We start from the raw sequence: 19,162 nt of genomic DNA, 5'->3' as shown, positions 1-19,162 counted from the left end.
GTTCGGGCTTAGTCTTGGCTCTCGTGTCCAAGCTTTCGACGGCGGCGCGCCGGTTGGTACTGGGGCGGCCGTTCCGCAGCGACAAGCTCTCCCACACCCTCCTGCCCAAACGGATCGCCCTTCCGGTGTTCGCCTCCGACGCCTTGTCGTCGGTGGCTTATGCGCCCGAGGAAATCTTTCTGGTGCTGTCGGTTGCCGGGCTGACCGCTTATTCGATGGCGCCCTGGATCGGCCTTGCTGTGGCCGGGGTCATGCTCATCGTGATAGCGAGCTACCGGCAGAATGTGCATGCCTACCCGTCGGGTGGCGGCGACTACGAGGTCGTGACAACCAACCTGGGGCACACGGCAGGGCTCACGGTCGCCAGCGCGCTGCTCGTGGACTATGTGCTGACGGTGGCCGTCTCGATGTCATCGGCGATGTCCAACATCGGTTCGGCGATTCCGTTTGTCGCTCAGCACAAGGTGTTGTTCGCCGTTGTGGCGATCCTGTTGCTGGCCTCGATCAACCTGCGGGGAATCCGTGAGTCTGGCACGGCATTCGCGATACCGACGTACGCATTCATGTTCGGCATGTTCGTCATGCTGGGTTGGGGCCTGTTCCAGATCTATGTGCTGGGCAATGAGCTGCGCGCCGAATCGGCAGGCTTCGAAATGCATTCCGAACACGGACAGGTGCTCGGCTTCGCGCTGGTGTTCCTGGTGGCCCGGGCGTTCTCCTCGGGTTCGGCGGCGCTGACCGGGGTCGAGGCGATCAGCAATGGCGTGCCGGCATTCCGCAAGCCCAAGTCGCGGAATGCCGCGACCACTTTGTTGTTGCTCGGTCTGATCGCTGTGACGCTGTTCATGGGCATGATCGTCCTGGCTAGGGCCACCGGTGTGCAGATCGCCGAACGCCCGCTCGAACAGCTGGTCGGCGCGCCACCGGACTATCACCAGAAAACGTTGATCGCGCAGCTCGCCAATGCGGTGTTCCACGATTTCCCCGTCGGGCTGTTCCTGATTGCCGGGGTGACGGCGCTGATCCTGGTGCTGGCGGCAAACACGGCCTTCAACGGGTTCCCAGTGCTGGGGTCGATTCTGGCCCAGGACCGATTCCTGCCACGACAGCTGCACACTCGCGGTGACCGGCTGGCGTTCTCCAACGGCATCCTGTTCCTGGCTTTCGCGGCCATCGCTTTCGTGGTGGCCTTCCGCGCCGAGGTGACCGCGCTGATCCAGCTCTACATCGTCGGCGTGTTCGTGTCGTTCACGCTCAGTCAGATCGGCATGGTCCGGCACTGGACCCGGTTGTTGCGCACCGAAACCGATCTGGCGGTGCGGCGGAACATGATGCGCTCGCGCGTCATCAACGCGATCGGCCTGACGGCCACGGGTGCGGTGCTGGTGGTTGTCGTGGTGACGAAGTTCGCCGCGGGCGCGTGGATAGCGATCCTGGCGATGTCGGCGCTGTTCATCCTGATGAAGTTGATCCATCGGCATTACGACACCGTGGCCCGCGAGCTCGAAAAGGAGGACGAGGACGCAGGCGACATCGTGCTGCCCAGTCGCAACCACGCCGTCGTGCTGGTGTCCAAACTGCATCTGCCGACCAAACGGGCGCTGGCCTATGCCCGGGCCACCCGCCCGGACGTGCTGGAGGCCATCACGGTCAGCGTCGACGACGCCGAGACCCGTGCGCTCGTGCATCAGTGGGAGGACAGCGACATCAGTGTTCCGCTGAAGGTGATCGCTTCTCCTTATCGCGAGATCACCCGCCCGGTACTGGATTACGTCAAGCGGGTGACGAAGGAATCGCCTCGTACCGTGGTGACGGTGTTCATTCCCGAGTACGTCGTGGGGCACTGGTGGGAGCAGGTCTTGCACAATCAAAGTGCGTTGCGGCTCAAGGGGCGGCTGTTGTTCATGCCCAATGTGATGGTGACATCGGTTCCGTGGCAGTTGAATTCCTCGGAGCGCTTGAAGGCGCTGCAGCCACGCTCCACCCCGGGTGATGCCCGTAGGGGATTCCTGGAATGACGGAACTGACGCTGACCACAGGGCCGGCCGCCAACGGTGGCAGTTGCGTGGCCCGTCACGACGGGCGAGTGGTGTTCGTCCGCTACGCACTGCCCGGAGAGACAGTGCGGGTCAACGTATTCGACGAGCGTGGATCATATTGGCACGCGGAGGTTGTCGAGGTCCTGGAAGCTTCCGGGGACCGCGTCGGTTCGCTGTGCCCGATCGCCGGGGTACACGGTGCCGGCTGCTGCGATCTGGCGTTCGCCGAGCCGGAGGCCGCGCGGCGGCTCAAGGGCTCGGTGGTGGCCAACCAGCTGTCGCGGCTGGGCGGATTCACCTGGCGCGACGAGCAGACCGCGGTAGCCGAGCCGGTCGGTGCCGGTGACGTTCTCGGCTGGCGGACCCGCGTGCGGCTGGACACCACCGCAGACGGCCGGGCCGGATTGCACCGCTACCACAGCGCCGAGTTGGTCACCGACCTACAGTGCGGACAACTGCCCGCCGAACTGACCGATGGCCTGGCCGCGATGCGTTGGACCCCGGGCGCGCACGTACATGCGGTACTGGACTCCGACGGTCGCCGGCACATCGTGCAGTCGGGCCCGAAGGCCACGGTCCGCAAAGGCAGCCCGGCCTCCGGTCCGAGGAATCCGACGCGTGTCGTCGAGGGCGATTACGAGGCGGTGCAACGCGTCGGCGGGCGGCGGTGGATGCTGCCGGTGACGGCGTTCTGGCAGGCCCACCGCGACGCAGCGGCCCTCTACAGCGGGCTGGTGGCCGATTGGTCCGGGCTGCAGCCGGGCATGACGGCGTGGGATCTGTACGGCGGTGCCGGGGTGTTCGCCGCGGCGCTGGCCGGACAGGTCGGGCCGGGCGGACGCGTGCTGACCGTCGACACTTCGCGCGGGGCGTCGCGTGCGGCGCGTGGCGCGCTGGCCGACCTGCCCTGGGTCTCGATTGTGACCGACTCGGTCCGGCGCGCCCTGTCCGCCGAGCCGGGACGGCCCGACGTCGCGGTGCTCGACCCGCCGCGCACCGGCGCCGGCCGCGACGTGATCGACGCGCTGACGGCCACCGGCGTGCCACGCGTGATCCACATCGGTTGTGAGGCAGCTTCATTCGCCCGTGACATCGGGCTCTACCTCGGCCACGGCTACACGGTGGAGGAGTTGCGGGTGTTCGATTCGTTCCCGCTGACCCATCACGTGGAGTGCGTCGCGGTGCTGACCCGCTGACCCGGGTCGGTCACTCCCCGACGTCGGGGCCCATCGTCGGGGTGGGGAAGTGTGCGTAGGTGGCCCGGTTGCCGCCCTCGGCCCGCGACTGGTTCATCGCGGTGTCGGCCAGGCCCACCAGGGCGTCGACAACCTGCGGAGTGGGCAACTCGGTCAACGGGCGCAACTGACTACACGCCGTGCCGATGCTGGCCGTCAGGCGCATGGGTGTGGTGGTGATGGCCATCCGGATCCGGTTGACCAGCGGCGAGGGGTCGTTGGTCTTGAAGACGTCGGCGATCAGGAACTCGCTGTCGGAGACGTGGGCCAGCGGCACTTTGTGGCGCACGGTCTCGCGGATGGCCTGGGCCACGGCGACGCGGGCGTGCAAGGTGCTGTGGCTGCCGTCCATGTCGCTCAGCAGCGCCATGTCGTCGATCCCGACCGCCACGATCACCAGGTATTGATCGTCGTGGCGGCTGTGCGAGCCCAGCATCGTGGCGGTGTGCATGTCGAAGGCCTCGCGGTTGAGCAGACCGGTCAGCGGGTCGATCTCATTGGGGTGCTGGACGCGGTCGGGTTCGATCAACTCGACGGCCATCCGGCACAGCGCGGAGGTGCCAAGGATCACCAGAACCGCGACCAGCGCGCCGGCGATCCCGAGCCACGCGTCGATCAGCGCCACCCGGTATGCGAGGAAGCCCACCACCACACCGGAGGCTGCCCAGGTCAGGTGCAGTACCCGGGGACTGTGCAGGAAGGCGGTGTAGGCGGTGATCAGGCTCAATGCGCTGGATCCCATGAGGCCGACCACCGGGTCGACCAGCAGGATGCACGTCGCCGCGATACAGGCGGTGCCGATGGACACGACGATCCAGGACTGGGTGCGGCTGGGCCATTGGCGCCGCCACCACCATTGCGCCAGGATCAGTCCACCGATGCTCACGGCCACCGCCACGTACTGGAGGCTGCCGTGCGGCCCCTTCGGGCTGGTCAACACCAGCAGTGGGATGAGGCTCAACCCGACGATCGTGGTCCCGATCGTGCGTTGCATCCGGGTGCGCTTGCCCTGCGCAGCGAGCAGGGCAGTACGCGCGTAGTAGTTATCGAATGGACTCAACCCGCACCCCGGAGTAATCGACTTCGCCTACACCCTACGTAATCACGTGGGTCGTGGTTTTGTTGCCGGTTTGAGGCGCTGCCGCCGACATCGTCTACCTCATCACAGGACGAAATAGCGCAACCACAAGTAGAGGGCCGACAGCGACACCGAAAGCGCCGTCACCACGATCCCTTTGCGAGTGAATTCCCAGAACGAGATCGGGGTGCCTGCGCGGCGGGCAATGCCGAGCATCACCACATTGGCGCTGGCACCGATGGCGGTCAGATTCCCGCCGAAGTCGGCACCCAGGGCCAAAGCCCACCAGAGGGAATCGGGATGAGCGATTTCGGGCATCGATGCGGAGAGTCCGGACACGATCGGCGCCATGGTCGCGACGTAGGGAATGTTGTCGATGACACCCGATACCGGTGCCGATACCCCCAGAATGAGCATCACCGTCAGGAGGGCGTTGCCTCCGGTGGCCTCGGTGGCCGCCCTGGCCAGCGCGTCAACGGTACCGGTCTTGACCAGTGCGCCGATCATGACGAACAGGCCGGCGAAGAACAGCAGCGTCTCCCACTCCACGCCGGACAGGTAGTCGGAGCGATCGAGCCGCGAGAGCACGATGAGCAGACCGGCGCCGATGAGTGCCACCACGGACGGGGCGACGTGGATGACGGAGTGCAGGATGAACGCCGCGAACACCAGGCCGAGCACGACACCGCACTTGATCAACAGACCCGAGTCACGGATCGCCTCACGCTCTTGCAGGGCCATGACGTCTGCCACCCGTTCGGCCTCGACCTCGAAGGAGCCACGGAACAGTCGCGGCAGCACAGCGAGGAAGGCCAGCACCACGATGATCACGATCGGCGTCATGTGCAGCAGGAAGTCGTTGAAGGTCAGATCGCCGCGGCTGCCGATGATGATGTTGGGCGGATCTCCCACCAGGGTCGCGGCGCCGCCGATGTTGGAGGCGAACACCTCTGCCATCAGGAACGGAACCGCGTTGATCGCGAGCCGGTCGCAGACCAGCAACGTGACCGGCGCGATCAGCAGAACCGTGGTCACGTTGTCCAGCAGCGCCGAAGCCAGGGCGGTGACCAGCACCAGCAGGATCATGATCCGCAGGGGCGAGCCCTTGGCCCGCTTGGCTGCCCAGATGGCGACGTACTCGAATACGCCGGTCTGGCGCAGCACGCTGACGATGATCATCATCCCGAGCAGCAGGAAGATGACGTCCCAGTCGATGCCGGTTTCGTGTGAGAAGAATGCGTCATCGGACTCGACCACACCGAAGGCCAGGACGACGGCCGCACCGCCCAGGGCGACCGTGGTCTTGTTGATCCGATCACTGGCAATCAGAACGTAGGCGATGACGAAGACGCCGATCGCGAAAGCAGCCATCGACAATCAGTGCCTCAATGCGGCCTCGAGCAGCCGCGACGCCGTGATCACCCCGTGCATCTCCCCGTCCTTGAGGACTGCGACCAGCGGACTTCGCAACTTCGCCATCAACGCGGCGACTTCGATGATGGTGTCGTCGGCGCGCGCGGAAGGAACGTCGATCAGATGCTTGGGCAGCACTTCTCGCACCGTCTTGCCGTGCAGCTTCTCGGCGATCCGATCAGCCATCGACTCGTCGAGCACGCCGGCCAGAGCCGGATCGTCCTGAACGTACTGCGGAATGATGAGCCGGACCACTTCAGCGGCCGGCAGGACCGCGTGGGGCAGCCCGGAGGTATCGGTCACCACGATGCCGGGGAGGCGGTGCTCGGCGAGCATGTGAGCGGCGTCGAGTGCGTCGGCCTCGGCGGAGATCACCGGAAAATCCTCAGCGATGTCCTCTGCTTGCACTCCAGCACCATACGACCCGGATGTGGCCCGGCGCACCTGTGTGCGGATCTGCTGCTAGCGTTAGGTATCGGTGTGCCGGGAAGCCTGGTCGGCGCCATTTCGTGCTGACCTGGGAGGCGTGCCGATGAATGCTGAAGGTGACCGGACCGGGCGACGCCTGCTCTCGCGTGGCTCGTGGCGGGAGTGGCAACGCGTCTCGCAATTGTTGCGCGCCGAAACCGTCGGCGGCGCGATGTTGCTGGCCTCGGCGACGGCCGCCCTGGCCTGGGCCAACTCACCGTGGTCGGAGAGCTACCACAACCTGTCGTCGGTCATGCTCGGGCCGGAATCTCTACACCTGAATCTCAGCGTGTCCGCGTGGGCGGCCGACGGGCTGCTGGCCATCTTCTTCTTCGTCGTCGGGGTCGAACTCAAGCGCGAATTCGTCGCCGGGGATCTGCGGGACCCGGCCCGTGCCGCGCTTCCGATTGCGGCCGCCGTCGGCGGCATGGTGGTTCCGGCGGGGATATTCCTCGCGATCAACCTGTCCACCGGTCATTCCGAAAACGCCGGCGGTTGGGCGGTGCCGATCGCCACCGACATCGCGTTCGCGCTGGCCGTGCTGGCCGTACTGTCCACACACCTGCCGTCGGCGCTACGGATCTTCCTGCTCACGCTCGCAGTTGTCGACGATCTGCTGGCGATCCTGGTCATCGCGGTCTTCTACACCGATCATCTGGCGCCGGTACCGCTGCTGCTGTCGCTGATTCCGATCGCGTTGTACGGCGTGGCGGTCCAGCGCGGCGTCAGGCAGGAATGGGTGTTGTTGCCGCTGGCCGTGGCGGCGTGGGCTTTGATGCATGCCAGTGGCGTACACGCCACCGTGGCCGGCGTGTTGCTGGGTTTCACGGTGCCTGTGCTGGGAAAGCATGCCAGTGCCGACTACTTCGAGCATCGCGTGCGTCCACTGTCGGCGGGAGTCGCAGTCCCGGTGTTCGCATTCTTCGCGGCAGGAGTCACCCTCGGCGGCGTGTCGGGATTCGCCTCCGCGCTGAGAGATCCACTGACCATCGGGGTGATCGCCGGTCTGGTGCTCGGCAAGCCCATAGGTGTGCTGGGGACCACCTATCTGCTGTCGAGGTTCACCAAAGCCAGCCTCGACGAGGACTTGGCCTGGCGTGACGTGCTCGGTGTGGCCTTGCTCGCCGGCATCGGGTTCACTGTGTCGCTGCTCATCGGAGAACTCGCCTTCGCCGAGCATCCGGTCGCCGACGATGAGGTCAAGATCGCCGTGCTCACCGGATCGGTGATCGCCGGTCTGCTTGCCGCGGTGGTCCTGGTGTCGCGGAACGCCGTTTATCGCCGGATTCATGTTCTGGAAACCACCGACGCCGACCATGACGGCGTGCCTGATGTCTATGCGCCTCGGCACGACTGACGTCGGGATGCGTGCGTACACTGGCGGAATGCTTGAACAGGTCCGCGGTCCGGCTGATCTGCAGCACCTGTCTCAGTCTCAGTTGACTGATCTGGCACAGGAAATCCGTCAGTTCCTGATTCACAAGGTCGCTGCAACCGGCGGGCATCTTGGCCCCAACCTGGGTGTCGTCGAACTCACGTTGGCGCTGCATCGCGTGTTCGATTCGCCGCACGATCCGATCGTCTTCGACACCGGACATCAGGCCTATGTGCACAAGATGCTCACCGGGCGCGCACAGGATTTCGACACCCTGCGGTGCAAGGACGGCCTGTCGGGGTACCCGTCGCGCAGCGAGAGCGAGCATGACTGGGTGGAGTCCAGCCATGCCAGCACGGCGTTGTCCTACGCCGATGGTCTGGCCAAGGCATTCGAGCTCACCGGGCACCGCAATCGACACGTCGTCGCGGTCGTCGGTGACGGTGCCCTCACCGGCGGCATGTGCTGGGAGGCGCTGAACAACATCGCCACGGGTAATCGGCCGGTGGTCATCGTCGTCAACGACAACGGCCGCAGTTATGCGCCGACCATCGGCGGGTTCGCCGATCACCTCGCGGGCCTGCGGTTGCAGCCGGCCTATGAGCGGTTCCTGGAAGAGGGCCGCCGGGCCGTGCGTGGGCTGCCAGTGGTCGGCGAGTTCTGCTACCAGTGCATGCACAGCATCAAGGCGGGCATCAAGGACGCGGTGGCCCCGCAGGTGATGTTCACCGATCTGGGGCTCAAGTACGTCGGTCCGATCGACGGCCATGACGAGCATGCCGTGGAGAATGCGTTGCGCCACGCCCGTGGCTTCAAGGCTCCGGTGATCGTCCACGTGGTGACCCGCAAGGGCATGGGCTACGCGCACGCCGAGAACGACGAAGCGGATCAGATGCACGCCTGCGGCGTCATCGATCCGGAGACGGGGCTGCCGACGAAGGCGTCCGCGCCCGGCTGGACGTCGGTGTTCTCCGACGAGCTCGTCAAGATCGGCACCAAACGACGTGACGTCGTGGCCATCACCGCGGCCATGCCGGGGCCCACCGGCCTGAGCGTGTTCCGGGATCGGTTCCCCGACAGGTTCTTCGACGTCGGTATCGCCGAGCAGCACGCCATGACCTCGGCGGCCGGCCTGGCCATGGGTGGCCTGCATCCGGTGGTGGCGATCTACTCGACGTTCCTCAACCGCGCGTTCGACCAACTGATGATGGATGTGGCACTGCACAAGCTGCCCGTCACCATGGTGCTGGACCGGGCCGGTGTCACCGGACCGGACGGCGCCAGCCACAACGGGGTGTGGGATCTTTCGATCCTCGGAATCATCCCGGGCATCCGGGTCGCCGCCCCTCGCGACGGGGCGCGGCTGCGGGAGGAACTGGGCGAGGCGTTGGCGGTCAGCGACGGTCCGACTGCCCTTCGGTTCCCGAAAGGCGATGTGGGCGAAGACATTCCGGCAATCGAGCGGCGCGGTGGCGTCGATGTGCTCGGCGTCCCGGCGGCCGGTCTGACCGACGACGTATTGCTGGTCGCGGTGGGTTCGTTCGCGTCGATGGCACTGGCCGTCGCCGAGCGGCTGCGCAATCAGGGCATCGGCGTGACGGTGGTGGATCCGCGCTGGGTACTTCCGGTGCCAGAGGTACTGGGTGAACTGGCCCGCGACTACAAACTGGTGGTCACCGTCGAGGACAACGGCGTGCACGGCGGCATCGGCTCGTCGGTGTCCGCGGCGCTACGCCACGCCGAGATCGACGTGCCATGCCGGGATCTCGGTGTCCCGCAGGCCTTCCAGGATCATGCCTCGCGCGGTGAGGTGCTTGCCGAGATCGGTCTGACCGACCAGCACATCGCCCGGCAGATCACCGGATGGATCGCCGCGATCGGTGCACCCGTGGGGGAGCAGGAAGTCGGCCAGCAGGTCGACTAGCAGTCGTCGGGTTTGTCGGGCATGTGGTCGGCGCCATGACGCTGTTCCGGTCAGGCTCGGCGTTCTTGTGAAATCGCCCTTCTGCCGGTCTTGGACGATCAGAGCATCGGAACTCAACTAGGTTGCAGACATGGACGCCGAATTGCAGCGCTGGAAGACCGCCGGGCAGGTCTTCGACTACCTTGGCTTCGACATCTTCTACCGGGTCGAGGGAACCGGGCCGAATCTTCTTTTGGTCCACGGTTATCCGTTCAATTCGTTCGACTGGTCGCTGGTCTGGCCCACGCTGACCGCGCGGTTCAGGGTCATCGCGCCGGACATGATCGGAATGGGCTTCTCCGACAAGCCGGTCGCCTACGAGTACTCGGTGCGCGATCACGCCGATATGCACGAGGCGCTGCTGCATCACCTCGGAGTCGGCGACGCCCACATCCTTGCGCACGACCTGGGGGATTCGGTCGGCCAGGAACTGTTGGCCCGCCATGAGTTCGGTGGACAAGCCTACGGCGCTCTGAACATCGCATCGATCACCTGGCTCAACGGCGGCCTGTTCAACGAGGCCTACACGCCACGGCTGATGCAGAAGGCGATGTCGCGAACGCCGTTGGGCGACATCATGAGTCCGCTACAGGGCAGCCGGTTGTCGCGTCGGCTCGTGGAGCCGACCATCAACGAGATGTTCGGGGTGAACACCAAGCCGTCGCCACAGCTCATGGAAAAGTTCCACCAGATCCTGGAGTACAACGACGGCAAGCGGGTTCTGCACAAGGTCGGCCGGTTCCTCGACGATCGATACAGCCACCGGAATCGCTGGGTACGGGCGATGCGGGAGACCGCGGTGCCGATGCGGCTGATCGACGGGCCTTCGGACCCGAATTCGGGGCGACACATGGCGCAGCGCTATCTCGAGGTGGTTCCCGATCCCGACGTGGTGATGCTCGCGGACGACATCGCGCACTGGCCACAGATCGAAGATCCGCAGGGCGTGCTGACGCATTTCCTGGCGCACATCGAGCGAGTCGGGTGAGCCTCAGTCAGCGGAGCTGAGCGCCTTGGCCAGCACCGGCACCGTGAGCTCCCGCTGCCAGGGTCGGACGTTGGCTTCGACGAGGAAGTCCGACACCGCGGTGGCCACGTCGCCCACGGGGCGCCAGTCCCAGCACAGTCGGCGCACCACCTCAGGGGTGATGAGGTTCTCGGCCGGCACCGAAACGCGCTCCGACAGTTCAGCCAGGCCGGCCCGCGCGGCCTCCAGCCGGGCTGCGGCTTCTGGCTTGCGCCTGGCCCAGCGGGCGGCCGGAGGCGGGCCGCTCTGGGCGTCGTTGGCCTCGGGCGGGTCGGTGTTGTCCCTGGCCCGGTTCAGCGCGTCCAGCCAGACCTTGGCGCTCTTGCGCTGTTTGGAACCCCCGAAGACCGGAAGTGCGATGAGCTCGTCGACGGTCTTGGGATTGGCGGTGGCGGCGTTGATGATCGCCGAGTCGGGCAGGATCCGGCCGGGGGCGATGTCGCGGCCGCGGGCGATGGTGTCGCGGGTGGTCCACAGCTCGCGGACGGCGGACAGGGCCTGTGCATTGCGGACCTTGTGGATCCCGGAGGTTCGCCGCCAGCGATCACGTCTGGTGGGCTGCGCCACATACGTGCGCAGGTACTCGAATTCCTGTGCGGCCCAGTCGGTTTTGCCCTGCTCTTCGAGGACAGCGGCGACGGCGTTGCGCAGTTCCAGCAGTACCTCGACGTCCAGGGCGGCGTAGTTGAGCCATTCCGGTGGGAGCGGCCGTTTGGACCAGTCGGCCGCGCCGTGCCCTTTCATCAACTGCAGCCCGAGCAGCCGTTGCACCATCGCGGCCAGGTTGACCCGCTCGAAACCGGCCAGCCGGCCGGCCAACTCGGTGTCGTAGAGCTTGCCCGGCCGCAGGCCGATCTCGGACAGGCAGGGCAGATCCTGGTCTGCGGCGTGCAGCACCCATTCGTCCTGGGACAGGGCCTCGGCCACCGGTGCCATCGCGTCGATGGGGGAGCCGCCATGGTTGACCGGGTCGATCAGCGCGGTACCCGAGCCGGTGCGGCGGATCTGCACCAGATACGCGCGATTGGAGTAGCGGAAGCCGGATGCCCGCTCCGCGTCGATTGCGAACGGTCCGCTGCCTTTCGCAAGCGACGTTGCTGCAGAGGAGATTTCACCGGAAGTGACGCAGACTTCGGGCACCCCGTCGACAGGGGTGAGCAATGGGGTTGCTTCGGCCTCGTCGGGCTCGGCTGGGTCTGGGTCTACTTCGGTCATCTCACGCGCGGGTACGGGAACTCAGGTCGGTCACGCCCGCCGGAGGCAACCCTGCGGCGTGCTCGAGCACTTCGCAGAACGCCTCCACGTGCGGTCCCAACTCCAGATCGGTCGCGGTCCAAGAAGCCCGAAGCTCGAGCTGGTGGGCCCGCGGCGGGCCGGATATGTCACCGTAGCGCACCGAGGTGGTGGCCGTGACGGTGCCGCCGAGCGCGGTGACGTGCTCGGCACGTGATTCCAGGGCGTCCACGAGCCAGCTCCAGGCCACCTCGGGCAGCAACGGGTCGACGGCTTCGCTGGAGTCCAGGTCAGCCTGGATATAGGCGACCAGGCGCATGGTGCCGTCCCAGGCCTCGGCTCCGTCGGGGTCGTGCAGCAGGATCAGCCGCCCGAACGCGTCGCCCTCGGAGCGCTCCGGGATGATCGCGGTCTCGGGGTGCCGGACCTCGGCGCCCAGCGCGTAGCTGTAGGGCGCCAGCCGCTGCGGCGGGCGTATCGGACCCAGCTCGATTTCCGGCCGCACGGTGGTGGCATTCATCGCCGCCACCGCCGTCCGGAACTGGGCCGGTTCGGCAGAGGTCACGCCATTTGACGCTAGTGGATACTGCCAGGACAGGACGCAGGCGCGCCGTAGTGGTGGCGTCACGAACCGGCAACGGTCTGCGCCCGCGGGCACGTGGCACCATAGGAGCCGATGAATACCCGCCGGGAGCTGCCCGATTCCCCGTATCTTGCCGCCGTGAGCGGCCGCACCCCGCGCCGTGTGCCGGTGTGGTTCATGCGGCAGGCCGGCCGCTCATTGCCGGAGTACCGCGCGTTGCGGGCTCAGCACCGCATGTTGGAGGCCTGCTTCGACCCCGAGCTGGTCTGCGAGATCACGCTGCAGCCGGTGCGCAGGCACGGCGTCGACGCCGCGATCCTGTTCTCCGACATCGTGGTGCCGCTCAAGGCCGCCGGGATCGGTCTGGACATCGTCCCCGACGTGGGGCCCGTCATCGAACATCCGATCCGATCGGTGGCCGACGTCGAGGGTATGAAACCGCTTGAGCCAGAACAGGTTTCACCAGTCACCGACGCTGTCGAAATGTTGGTCCGGGAGCTGGGCGACGTGCCGCTGATCGGCTTCGCCGGCGCACCTTTCACGCTGGCCTCCTACCTGGTCGAGGGTGGCCCCAGCCGGCACCATGAGCGCACCAAGGCCATGATGCTGGGGGAGCCGGCCACCTGGCACGCCCTGATGAGTGCGCTGACCGATCTGACCATCGAGTTCCTGCAGGCCCAGGTGGACGCCGGCGTGGACGCCCTGCAGGTGTTCGACTCCTGGGCCGGAACGCTGTCGTTGGCCGACTACCGCACCTACGTGCTTCCGCACACCACCCGGGTGTTCGCCACGATGGCCGCCGCGGGAGTGCCCATGACACATTTCGGAGTCGGTACCGCAGAGCTGCTCGGGGCGATGTCCGAGGCGCTGGGCACTGCCCCGGCCACGATGGTCGGGGTGGACTGGCGGACCTCGCTGGTCGACGCCGCGGCCCGGGTCAAGGCAGGCACCGCCCTGCAGGGCAACCTCGACCCGGTGGTGCTGCTGGCGGGCTGGCCGGTGGCCGAGGCGGCGGTGCGCCGCGTGGTCGACGACGGGCGTGCCGCGGTGGCGGCTGGGGCGGCCGGCCATGTCTTCAACCTGGGCCACGGTGTGCTGCCGGCGACCGATCCCGGCATCATCACCGAGGCGGTGACGCTGGTGCACTCGCTGTGAGTGCCAGCTATTGCGTTGTCGGCGGCGGCATTTCAGGCCTCGTCGCGGCGTACCGGTTGCGGCTCGCGGCCGGCCCGCGGGCGCACATCACGCTGCTCGACCCAGCTGACCGGCTCGGCGGGGTGCTGCGCACCGAGCGGGTCGGCGGGCAACCGTTCGACGTCGGCGCCGAGGCGTTCGTGGTGCGCAGGCCCGAAATGCTGGACCTGCTCACCGAGCTCGGCCTGGCCGGCCGCCGACTCAGTCCCACCGGTGCCCGGCCCCTGATCTACAGCGGTGCCCGGCTGCACCAGCTGCCGCAGGGCACCTTGCAGGGCATTCCCGCCCAGGCGTCGTCGCTGCTCGGCTTGGTCGACGACGAGACCGTGGCGCGGATCCACGACGAACGCTCCCGGCCGCTGCGGTGGACCCCCGGTGCTGATCCGTCGGTCGCCGAGGTGGTCGGTGACCGGTTCGGCCCACAGGTGGTGACCCGGTCGGTGGACCCGTTGCTCAGCGGCGTGTACGCGGGGTCCTCGGCGACGATCGGGCTGCGCTCGGCGGTGCCATCGCTGGCAGCCGCCCTGGATCGTGGGGCGCGAAGCCTCACCGAGGCGGTGCGCGAGGCGTTGCCGCCACCGTCGGACGCGCCGGTGTTCGGTGCGGTCGACGGTGGCTACACGGTGCTGCTGGAGGAGCTGCGTCGCCGCGCCGACGTGCGGTGGGCGCAGGTCGCCGCGGTACGGGTGGACCGGCGGGGACAGGGCTGGTCGGTGCTCGACGACGAGGGCGCGAGTTGGTATGCCGACGCGGTGATGCTGGCGGTCCCTGCCCCGCACCTGCCTGCCCTGATCGAACACATCGCTCCGCGCACCGCGGCGGCGGCCCGGCGTATCCGGGTGGCCTCGGCGGCGGTGGTGGCCCTGGCGCTGCCGGGTGGGACACCGTTGCCGCAGCAATCGGGCGTGCTCGTGACCGCGGGGGAGCGCCTCAACGCCAAGGCGATCACCATGTCCTCCCGCAAGTGGGGCCGGCGCGGGAATGTCGAAATGGTGCGGTTGTCGTTCGGCCGGTACGGCGACGATATGGCCGCCAACACCGGCGATGACGACCTGCTGGCCTGGTCGGCACGCGATCTGAACACGCTGTTCGGCGTCACCGTGGAGCCGGTGGACAGCCACGTGCACCGCTGGATCGACGCGATGCCACAGTACGGTCCGGGGCACGGCGAACTGGTCGCCGAACTGCGTGCGGGGCTGCCCCCGACGCTCGCGGTGGCCGGCGGTTATCTGGACGGGATCGGGGTGCCGGCGTGTGTGGGCACCGCCACCCGGGCGGCCGCGGAACTGGTGTACAGCCGCGTGGCACGATAGGCGTATGGCCAAGCTCGACTATGACGAACTGAACTCCACCATCCGCTACCTGATGTTTTCGGTGTTCGCGGTGAGCCCCGGGGAACTCGGCGAGGACCGCGCCGACGTCACCGATGAGGCGACGGCGTTCTTCAAGACTCAGGAAGAGCGTGGTGTGGTCGTGCGCGGCCTGTACGACGTCGCCGGCCTGCGGGCCGACGCCGACTTCATGGTCTGGACCCACGCCGACAACATCGAGGCGCTGCAGGCCACCTACTCGGACTTCCGTCGCACCACCGCGCTGGGCCGGATCAGCGACCCGGTGTGGAGCAGCGTGGCATTGCACCGGCCGGCCGAGTTCAACAAGAGCCATGTCCCGGCGTTCATCGCCGGTGAGGACCCGGGCAATTACATCTGCGTGTACCCGTTCGTGCGTTCCTACGAGTGGTATCTGCTGCCCGACGAAGAGCGTCGCCGCATGTTGTCCGAGCACGGCATGGCCGCCCGGGGCTACAAGGATGTGCGGGCCAACACCGTGCCGGCATTCGCCCTCGGCGACTACGAGTGGATCCTGGCGTTCGAAGCGCCCGAACTGCACCGCATCGTCGATCTGATGCGCGACCTGCGGGCCACCGATGCCCGCAGACACACCCGCGAGGAGACGCCGTTCTTCACCGGCCCGCGGGTCAGTGTCGAGGATCTGGTCGCCAAACTCCCGTAGCCGCACGCGTTTTGCCGTCGCTTTCGCAGGCGCTTTGTCACGCGTGCCCGGGCCCGCGATTGGCCGTCACTTTGTCACGCCAGAGTGGCGCTCAGGCCTGAGCGCCACTCCAGCCTGACATCACGGGCCGGGTTCGCCGTCCGCCCCCGCGTTTTGTCACGCCAGAGTGGCACTCGGCGGCGACAGCCACTCCAGCGTGACATTGGGATGCGTGACATTGGGATGCGTGGCACTCGGATGGCGTGACAGTGTCCTGATGGGATGGGCCTGCAATCGGTTTGGGCGCGGTGGGGTCAACCTGCTGGGCCAAGATGGCCCGCTGTTGGAGCGGCTGCAGGGGCGTCACTCCGTTTTGGGCACCAGCTTCAGTGAGATCGAGTTGATGCAGTACCGCTGGTCGGTCGGGGTGGGATACCCCTCGCCTTCGAACACGTGCCCCAGGTGACTGTGGCAGTTCGCGCACAGCACCTCGACCCGGTGCATCCCCAATGACGTGTCCGATCGCAGAATCACCGCAGCGGAATCGGCCGGGTCGAAGAAGGACGGCCAGCCGCAATGGGATTCGAACTTCTCGGTGCTGCGGAACAACTCGGCACCGCAGGCCCGGCACTCGTACACACCCTCGGTCTTGGTGTCGGTGTACTCGCCGGTGAAGGGCCGCTCCGTGCCCGCGCGGCGCAGCACCGCGAACTCCTCGGGGGTCAGCTTCTCGCGCCACTCGTCGTCGGTGAGCTGCAGCTTGGGGCCGTCGGTTGTCATATCCCCAAGTTACGTTCTGCTCGGTGGTCAGCGCCACCGATCCCGGGCAGACCGCCGTTACGCCCACACCAGGTCTCGGCTCGCCGCACTCGGTGAGAGGCCGAACATCTCATGGCACACCCGATCGGCGTGTGCGCTGTCGGTGAACCCGGCCGCATGTGCCGCGTCGGTGAGTGACGCGCCATCCCGCACCGCCTCGACGGCGCAGCGTAACCGTGCCCAGCGCACGTACGTCGGAAATGACTGTCCCACTTGATCATTGAACAACCTGCCGAGCCGACTCGGAGACAGTGCCACCTGTCGTGCGACGTCGGTGAGCCGGACCTGGCCCGGAAGCAGGCGCGGGATCAGCTCGACCGCGGCGAGCACGCTGGGATGCCAGATGTCCGCCGTCGGCCGGGCATACCCGTCGGGCGGTGCGGCCATCAGCTCGTCGAGTAGTTGTTCTGGAGGCAGCGGGCTTGTCCAGCAGGGCAGGTGGCGGCCGGCCGACACCCACTCGGCCACATCGTCAGTGACGGGTCCGGTGCGGCTGAACACGCTCGGGTCGAGGAAGGCCAGTACACCGGAGGTGGGTTCGAGAATGCGGATGCCGTGGTCACGTCCGGATGGAATGACAGCGGCCGAGGTGACGGCGCGGCGTCCGCGCGCATCGGACAGCTCGAACGTACCCGCGAAGGCCCGCACCACCTGCGCGGCCACGTGGTGGTGTGGTCGCGCGTCGGACAATGTGCCGGTGTAGCAGAGCGCGCCCGCGACGACCGCCACCGCGCCCGACCATGCCCCGTCGCGATCACCGCTCACCCGCTCAATCTCTCATACGGCCGATCTGTACAAGCTGCGTCCGTCACGGATCGGCCATGCTGGAAGTCCACCAAGACAAGGGAGCTCAGATGCCGGCAATGTCACAGATCGAGCGTGCGTTCTGCCAGACCGCGTTGTGGCGCGGCGGGACCGGCAAGGCGGTGTTCGGCAGCATTCCACTGGATCGACTGGGTCGTGATGTTCTCGAAATCGGTTCGGGCAGTGGAGATATCGCGGCGCGCCTGCGGCGGGCCAATCCTGAGCTGGCCATCACCGCGACCGATTTCGACCCGGCGATGGTGCGCACCGCGGCCCAGCGGCTGCAGTCCTATCCGGAGGTGACCGTGCGCGGCGCGGATGCCACCGACCTGCCGTTCGCCGACGACTCGTTCGATTCGGTGCTCAGCTGCCTGATGCTGCACCACATCGTCGAGTGGGAGCAGGCGATCGCCGAGATCGCCCGGGTGCTGCGGCCCGGCGGGGTGTTCACCGGTTACGACCTGACCCGCACCCCGATGGCGACGGCGATCCACCGGCTGGACCGGTCACCGTTTCGGCTGGTGAATCCCGACGAACTCGATCAGGTGTGTGCGCGGCACGGTCTGGCGATGCGGACCCGGACCCGGCTGGCGGGACAGGTCATGCAGTTCACCTCAGACTGATTCGGCTTCTTTGGCCCGGCTCAGCCACGGCGGGTCGATGCCATCGTCGAGCCGGCCGTCCTGCTTGGCGTCCAGATAGCGGAAATACAGCACACAGAACACCACGACCAGCATGAGCGACCAGCCGTAGGTGATCTTCATGTATTCCAGGAACCGGCCGGTGGTGGGCCACCTCCACAACAGCCAGCGGTCCATGGTCATGAACCCGTAGACCGCCAGCCACGCCGGCCAGTTGCGTATCACCGAGTTCGGTAGCACCACCGTCATCAGGAACGGGAACAGCATCATCGAGTAGTAGCCCTGAGCGAGTCCGAGCACCAGCCACGAACCGATCAGCAGCACACCCGACGAGGTGAGCATCCAGAACAATTGGTCGCGTTCGCGGTAGTAGCGGTACAGCAGCCACAGGCTGATGACCGTCAGCACCACCGCCGCCACCCGGAACACGATGATCAACCACATCGGCAACCCGTAGTAGATGCCGTTGCCCAGGATCGAGGAGTTGAAGTAGTCCCGCGTCTGCAGGATGTAGGGCGCGGTGTTGCGCACGAAGCCCATCGGATCCGCGGACAGCGGCCAGGCCACCGCGTTGAACACCAGGGGTACCCCGAACGCGGTGATCATCGTGCGCCCCTGACGGTTGAGCAACGGCAACAAGAGCAAGGGCGCCAGCGACGGTTTCACCACCAGCGTCAGGCCGATCGCCGCCCCGGCCAGCAGTTCGTTGCGGCTGCCGGATTTGAGAAGGAACCAGAAGAACAGCACCTCACCCAGCAGAATGCAGCCGTTGATGTTGGTGAAAACCAGTGTGTTGGTGACGGATTCGGTGCAGAACATGGCCAGCAGCAGGGCCGGGAGCGCAACCGAGGTGAGCGAGAACTTGAAGAGCCGCACCAGAACGGCGGCCGCAATGATGACGGCCACGGCGTTGATCGCCACGAACCAGAACCGGGAGGCGAACTCCGGCAGGAAGCCGAACGGCGCCAGGAGCAAGGTGCCGCCGGGCGGGTACAGATAGTGCGGGTCGACGTAGCTGAAATGCTCGTTGTAGATGGCCCAGTGCCGCCGGAAGTTGGACACCGCGCGGTACACCGGACCGAAGTCGTCGGTGATGTAGCCGTTGGTGGCCAGCACGTAGCTGCGGTGGATGATCGACAGGATCGCGAGCGGCCACAGCACCGAGCGCAGCACCGTGGCGGTGCTCGGCGCAGAGGTGCGGGGACGGAAAATATTCAGAAGACCGACTCTGGCGGCATTGGTCGGGGATTCTGCTTCGGCCACCAGCGAACCTTATACCGACGCCGATCGCGCCCGGC

General features: G+C 66.8%; 17 protein-coding genes. 9 read left to right on the top strand and 8 right to left on the bottom strand.

Annotated features, from left to right (window positions below; genetic code table 11):
- The first annotated feature begins 23 nt into the window (after positions 1-23).
- Positions 24-2,018, top strand: coding sequence for an APC family permease (locus BKG60_RS21885; protein WP_070187016.1), 1,995 nt, complete (start codon positions 24-26; stop codon positions 2,016-2,018).
- Positions 2,015-3,235 carry a class I SAM-dependent RNA methyltransferase gene (locus BKG60_RS21880; RefSeq protein WP_070187015.1) on the top strand — a complete coding sequence of 407 codons (1,221 nt, stop codon included), beginning with the start codon at positions 2,015-2,017 and terminating at the stop codon, positions 3,233-3,235. Before BKG60_RS21885 ends, BKG60_RS21880 begins: the two co-directional genes overlap by 4 nt.
- Positions 3,236-3,245: 10 nt before the next feature.
- Here BKG60_RS21880 and BKG60_RS21875 read toward each other — a convergent pair whose 3' ends face one another.
- From BKG60_RS21875 to BKG60_RS21865, 3 genes are all read right to left on the bottom strand, one after another.
- On the bottom strand, positions 3,246-4,334 hold the full coding sequence (locus BKG60_RS21875) for a GGDEF domain-containing protein (RefSeq protein WP_070943982.1): 1,089 nt from the start codon (positions 4,332-4,334) through the stop codon (positions 3,246-3,248).
- Between the two features lie 102 nt (positions 4,335-4,436).
- The gene (locus BKG60_RS21870) at positions 4,437-5,723 is read right to left on the bottom strand and encodes an ArsB/NhaD family transporter (RefSeq protein ID WP_070187013.1); all 1,287 of its coding nucleotides are present in this window, start codon (positions 5,721-5,723) and stop codon (positions 4,437-4,439) included.
- A 6-nt stretch (positions 5,724-5,729) separates the two neighbouring features.
- Positions 5,730-6,173 carry a CBS domain-containing protein gene (locus tag BKG60_RS21865; protein ID WP_070187012.1) on the bottom strand — a complete coding sequence of 148 codons (444 nt, stop codon included), beginning with the start codon at positions 6,171-6,173 and terminating at the stop codon, positions 5,730-5,732.
- Positions 6,174-6,297: 124 nt separating this feature from the next.
- Between BKG60_RS21865 and nhaA the strand changes: the two genes are divergently transcribed.
- The 3 genes from nhaA to BKG60_RS21850 all read left to right on the top strand — a co-directional run bounded on the left by nhaA (position 6,298) and on the right by BKG60_RS21850 (position 10,559).
- On the top strand, positions 6,298-7,590 hold the full coding sequence (gene nhaA, locus BKG60_RS21860) for a Na+/H+ antiporter NhaA (protein ID WP_070187011.1): 1,293 nt from the start codon (positions 6,298-6,300) through the stop codon (positions 7,588-7,590).
- Between the two features lie 28 nt (positions 7,591-7,618).
- Entirely contained in the window at positions 7,619-9,532 is a 1,914-nt protein-coding gene (gene dxs / locus BKG60_RS21855; RefSeq protein WP_070944160.1) for a 1-deoxy-D-xylulose-5-phosphate synthase, read from the top strand.
- A 130-nt stretch (positions 9,533-9,662) separates the two neighbouring features.
- Positions 9,663-10,559: an alpha/beta fold hydrolase gene (locus BKG60_RS21850; protein ID WP_070943981.1), complete on the top strand. Its 897-nt coding sequence runs from the start codon at positions 9,663-9,665 to the stop codon at positions 10,557-10,559.
- A gap of 3 nt (positions 10,560-10,562) precedes the next feature.
- Here BKG60_RS21850 and BKG60_RS21845 read toward each other — a convergent pair whose 3' ends face one another.
- Positions 10,563-11,813 (bottom strand): HRDC domain-containing protein, encoded by a 1,251-nt coding sequence (locus BKG60_RS21845; RefSeq protein ID WP_070943980.1) that lies wholly within the window; start codon positions 11,811-11,813, stop codon positions 10,563-10,565.
- A 1-nt stretch (position 11,814) separates the two neighbouring features.
- A complete protein-coding gene (locus BKG60_RS21840) occupies positions 11,815-12,396 on the bottom strand; it encodes a DUF3000 domain-containing protein (RefSeq protein WP_070943979.1) in 582 nt (193 codons plus the stop codon).
- Positions 12,397-12,507: 111 nt separating this feature from the next.
- On the opposite strand from BKG60_RS21840, the gene hemE reads away from it, so the two are divergent.
- Genes hemE through hemQ form a run of 3 tightly spaced genes read left to right on the top strand, consistent with a single transcriptional unit; the run spans position 12,508 to position 15,621 of the window.
- Entirely contained in the window at positions 12,508-13,569 is a 1,062-nt protein-coding gene (gene hemE / locus BKG60_RS21835) for a uroporphyrinogen decarboxylase (protein ID WP_070943978.1), read from the top strand.
- Complete coding sequence (locus tag BKG60_RS21830; protein ID WP_070943977.1) at positions 13,566-14,921, top strand: protoporphyrinogen oxidase; 1,356 nt, start codon at positions 13,566-13,568, stop codon at positions 14,919-14,921. Before hemE ends, BKG60_RS21830 begins: the two co-directional genes overlap by 4 nt.
- 4 nt (positions 14,922-14,925) lie before the next feature.
- Positions 14,926-15,621, top strand: a complete 696-nt coding sequence (hemQ, locus tag BKG60_RS21825) for a hydrogen peroxide-dependent heme synthase (protein WP_070187005.1) — start codon at positions 14,926-14,928, stop codon at positions 15,619-15,621.
- Positions 15,622-15,963: 342 nt separating this feature from the next.
- Here the strand turns inward: hemQ and msrB are convergent, their stop codons facing one another.
- Positions 15,964-16,380 carry a peptide-methionine (R)-S-oxide reductase MsrB gene (gene msrB / locus BKG60_RS21820; protein ID WP_070185650.1) on the bottom strand — a complete coding sequence of 139 codons (417 nt, stop codon included), beginning with the start codon at positions 16,378-16,380 and terminating at the stop codon, positions 15,964-15,966.
- 57 nt (positions 16,381-16,437) lie between these two features.
- Positions 16,438-17,184, bottom strand: a complete 747-nt coding sequence (locus BKG60_RS21815; protein ID WP_075909971.1) for a helix-turn-helix transcriptional regulator — start codon at positions 17,182-17,184, stop codon at positions 16,438-16,440.
- A gap of 89 nt (positions 17,185-17,273) precedes the next feature.
- Between BKG60_RS21815 and BKG60_RS21810 the strand changes: the two genes are divergently transcribed.
- Positions 17,274-17,846, top strand: coding sequence for a class I SAM-dependent methyltransferase (locus BKG60_RS21810; protein WP_070944159.1), 573 nt, complete (start codon positions 17,274-17,276; stop codon positions 17,844-17,846).
- On the opposite strand, the gene aftC is transcribed toward BKG60_RS21810, so the two are convergent.
- On the bottom strand, positions 17,838-19,130 hold the full coding sequence (gene aftC, locus BKG60_RS21805; protein ID WP_075909970.1) for an arabinofuranan 3-O-arabinosyltransferase: 1,293 nt from the start codon (positions 19,128-19,130) through the stop codon (positions 17,838-17,840). The two genes, BKG60_RS21810 and aftC, sit on opposite strands and share 9 nt — an antisense overlap.
- Positions 19,131-19,162 lie beyond the last annotated feature (32 nt).

Origin of the sequence: Mycobacterium syngnathidarum, assembly GCF_001942625.1 — a bacterium.
In the GTDB taxonomy this organism is placed as follows: Bacteria; Actinomycetota; Actinomycetes; order Mycobacteriales; family Mycobacteriaceae; genus Mycobacterium; species Mycobacterium syngnathidarum.
Note: the sequence above shows the minus strand (reverse complement) of the source record. Positions and strands in the feature narration are given on the sequence as shown.

What these genes read in the sequence shown, in the direction of transcription:
- hemE (WP_070943978.1), top strand. Translation starts at nt 12,508, where the DNA reads ATGAATACCCGCCGGGAGCTGCCCGATTCCCCGTATCTTGCCGCCGTG.
- BKG60_RS21810 (WP_070944159.1), top strand. Translation starts at nt 17,274, where the DNA reads ATGCCGGCAATGTCACAGATCGAGCGTGCGTTCTGCCAGACCGCGTTG.
- BKG60_RS21845 (WP_070943980.1), bottom strand. Translation starts at nt 11,813, where the DNA reads ATGACCGAAGTAGACCCAGACCCAGCCGAGCCCGACGAGGCCGAAGCA.
- hemQ (WP_070187005.1), top strand. Translation starts at nt 14,926, where the DNA reads ATGGCCAAGCTCGACTATGACGAACTGAACTCCACCATCCGCTACCTG.
- dxs (WP_070944160.1), top strand. Translation starts at nt 7,619, where the DNA reads ATGCTTGAACAGGTCCGCGGTCCGGCTGATCTGCAGCACCTGTCTCAG.
- nhaA (WP_070187011.1), top strand. Translation starts at nt 6,298, where the DNA reads ATGAATGCTGAAGGTGACCGGACCGGGCGACGCCTGCTCTCGCGTGGC.
- msrB (WP_070185650.1), bottom strand. Translation starts at nt 16,380, where the DNA reads ATGACAACCGACGGCCCCAAGCTGCAGCTCACCGACGACGAGTGGCGC.
- BKG60_RS21870 (WP_070187013.1), bottom strand. Translation starts at nt 5,723, where the DNA reads ATGGCTGCTTTCGCGATCGGCGTCTTCGTCATCGCCTACGTTCTGATT.
- BKG60_RS21880 (WP_070187015.1), top strand. Translation starts at nt 2,015, where the DNA reads ATGACGGAACTGACGCTGACCACAGGGCCGGCCGCCAACGGTGGCAGT.
- BKG60_RS21850 (WP_070943981.1), top strand. Translation starts at nt 9,663, where the DNA reads ATGGACGCCGAATTGCAGCGCTGGAAGACCGCCGGGCAGGTCTTCGAC.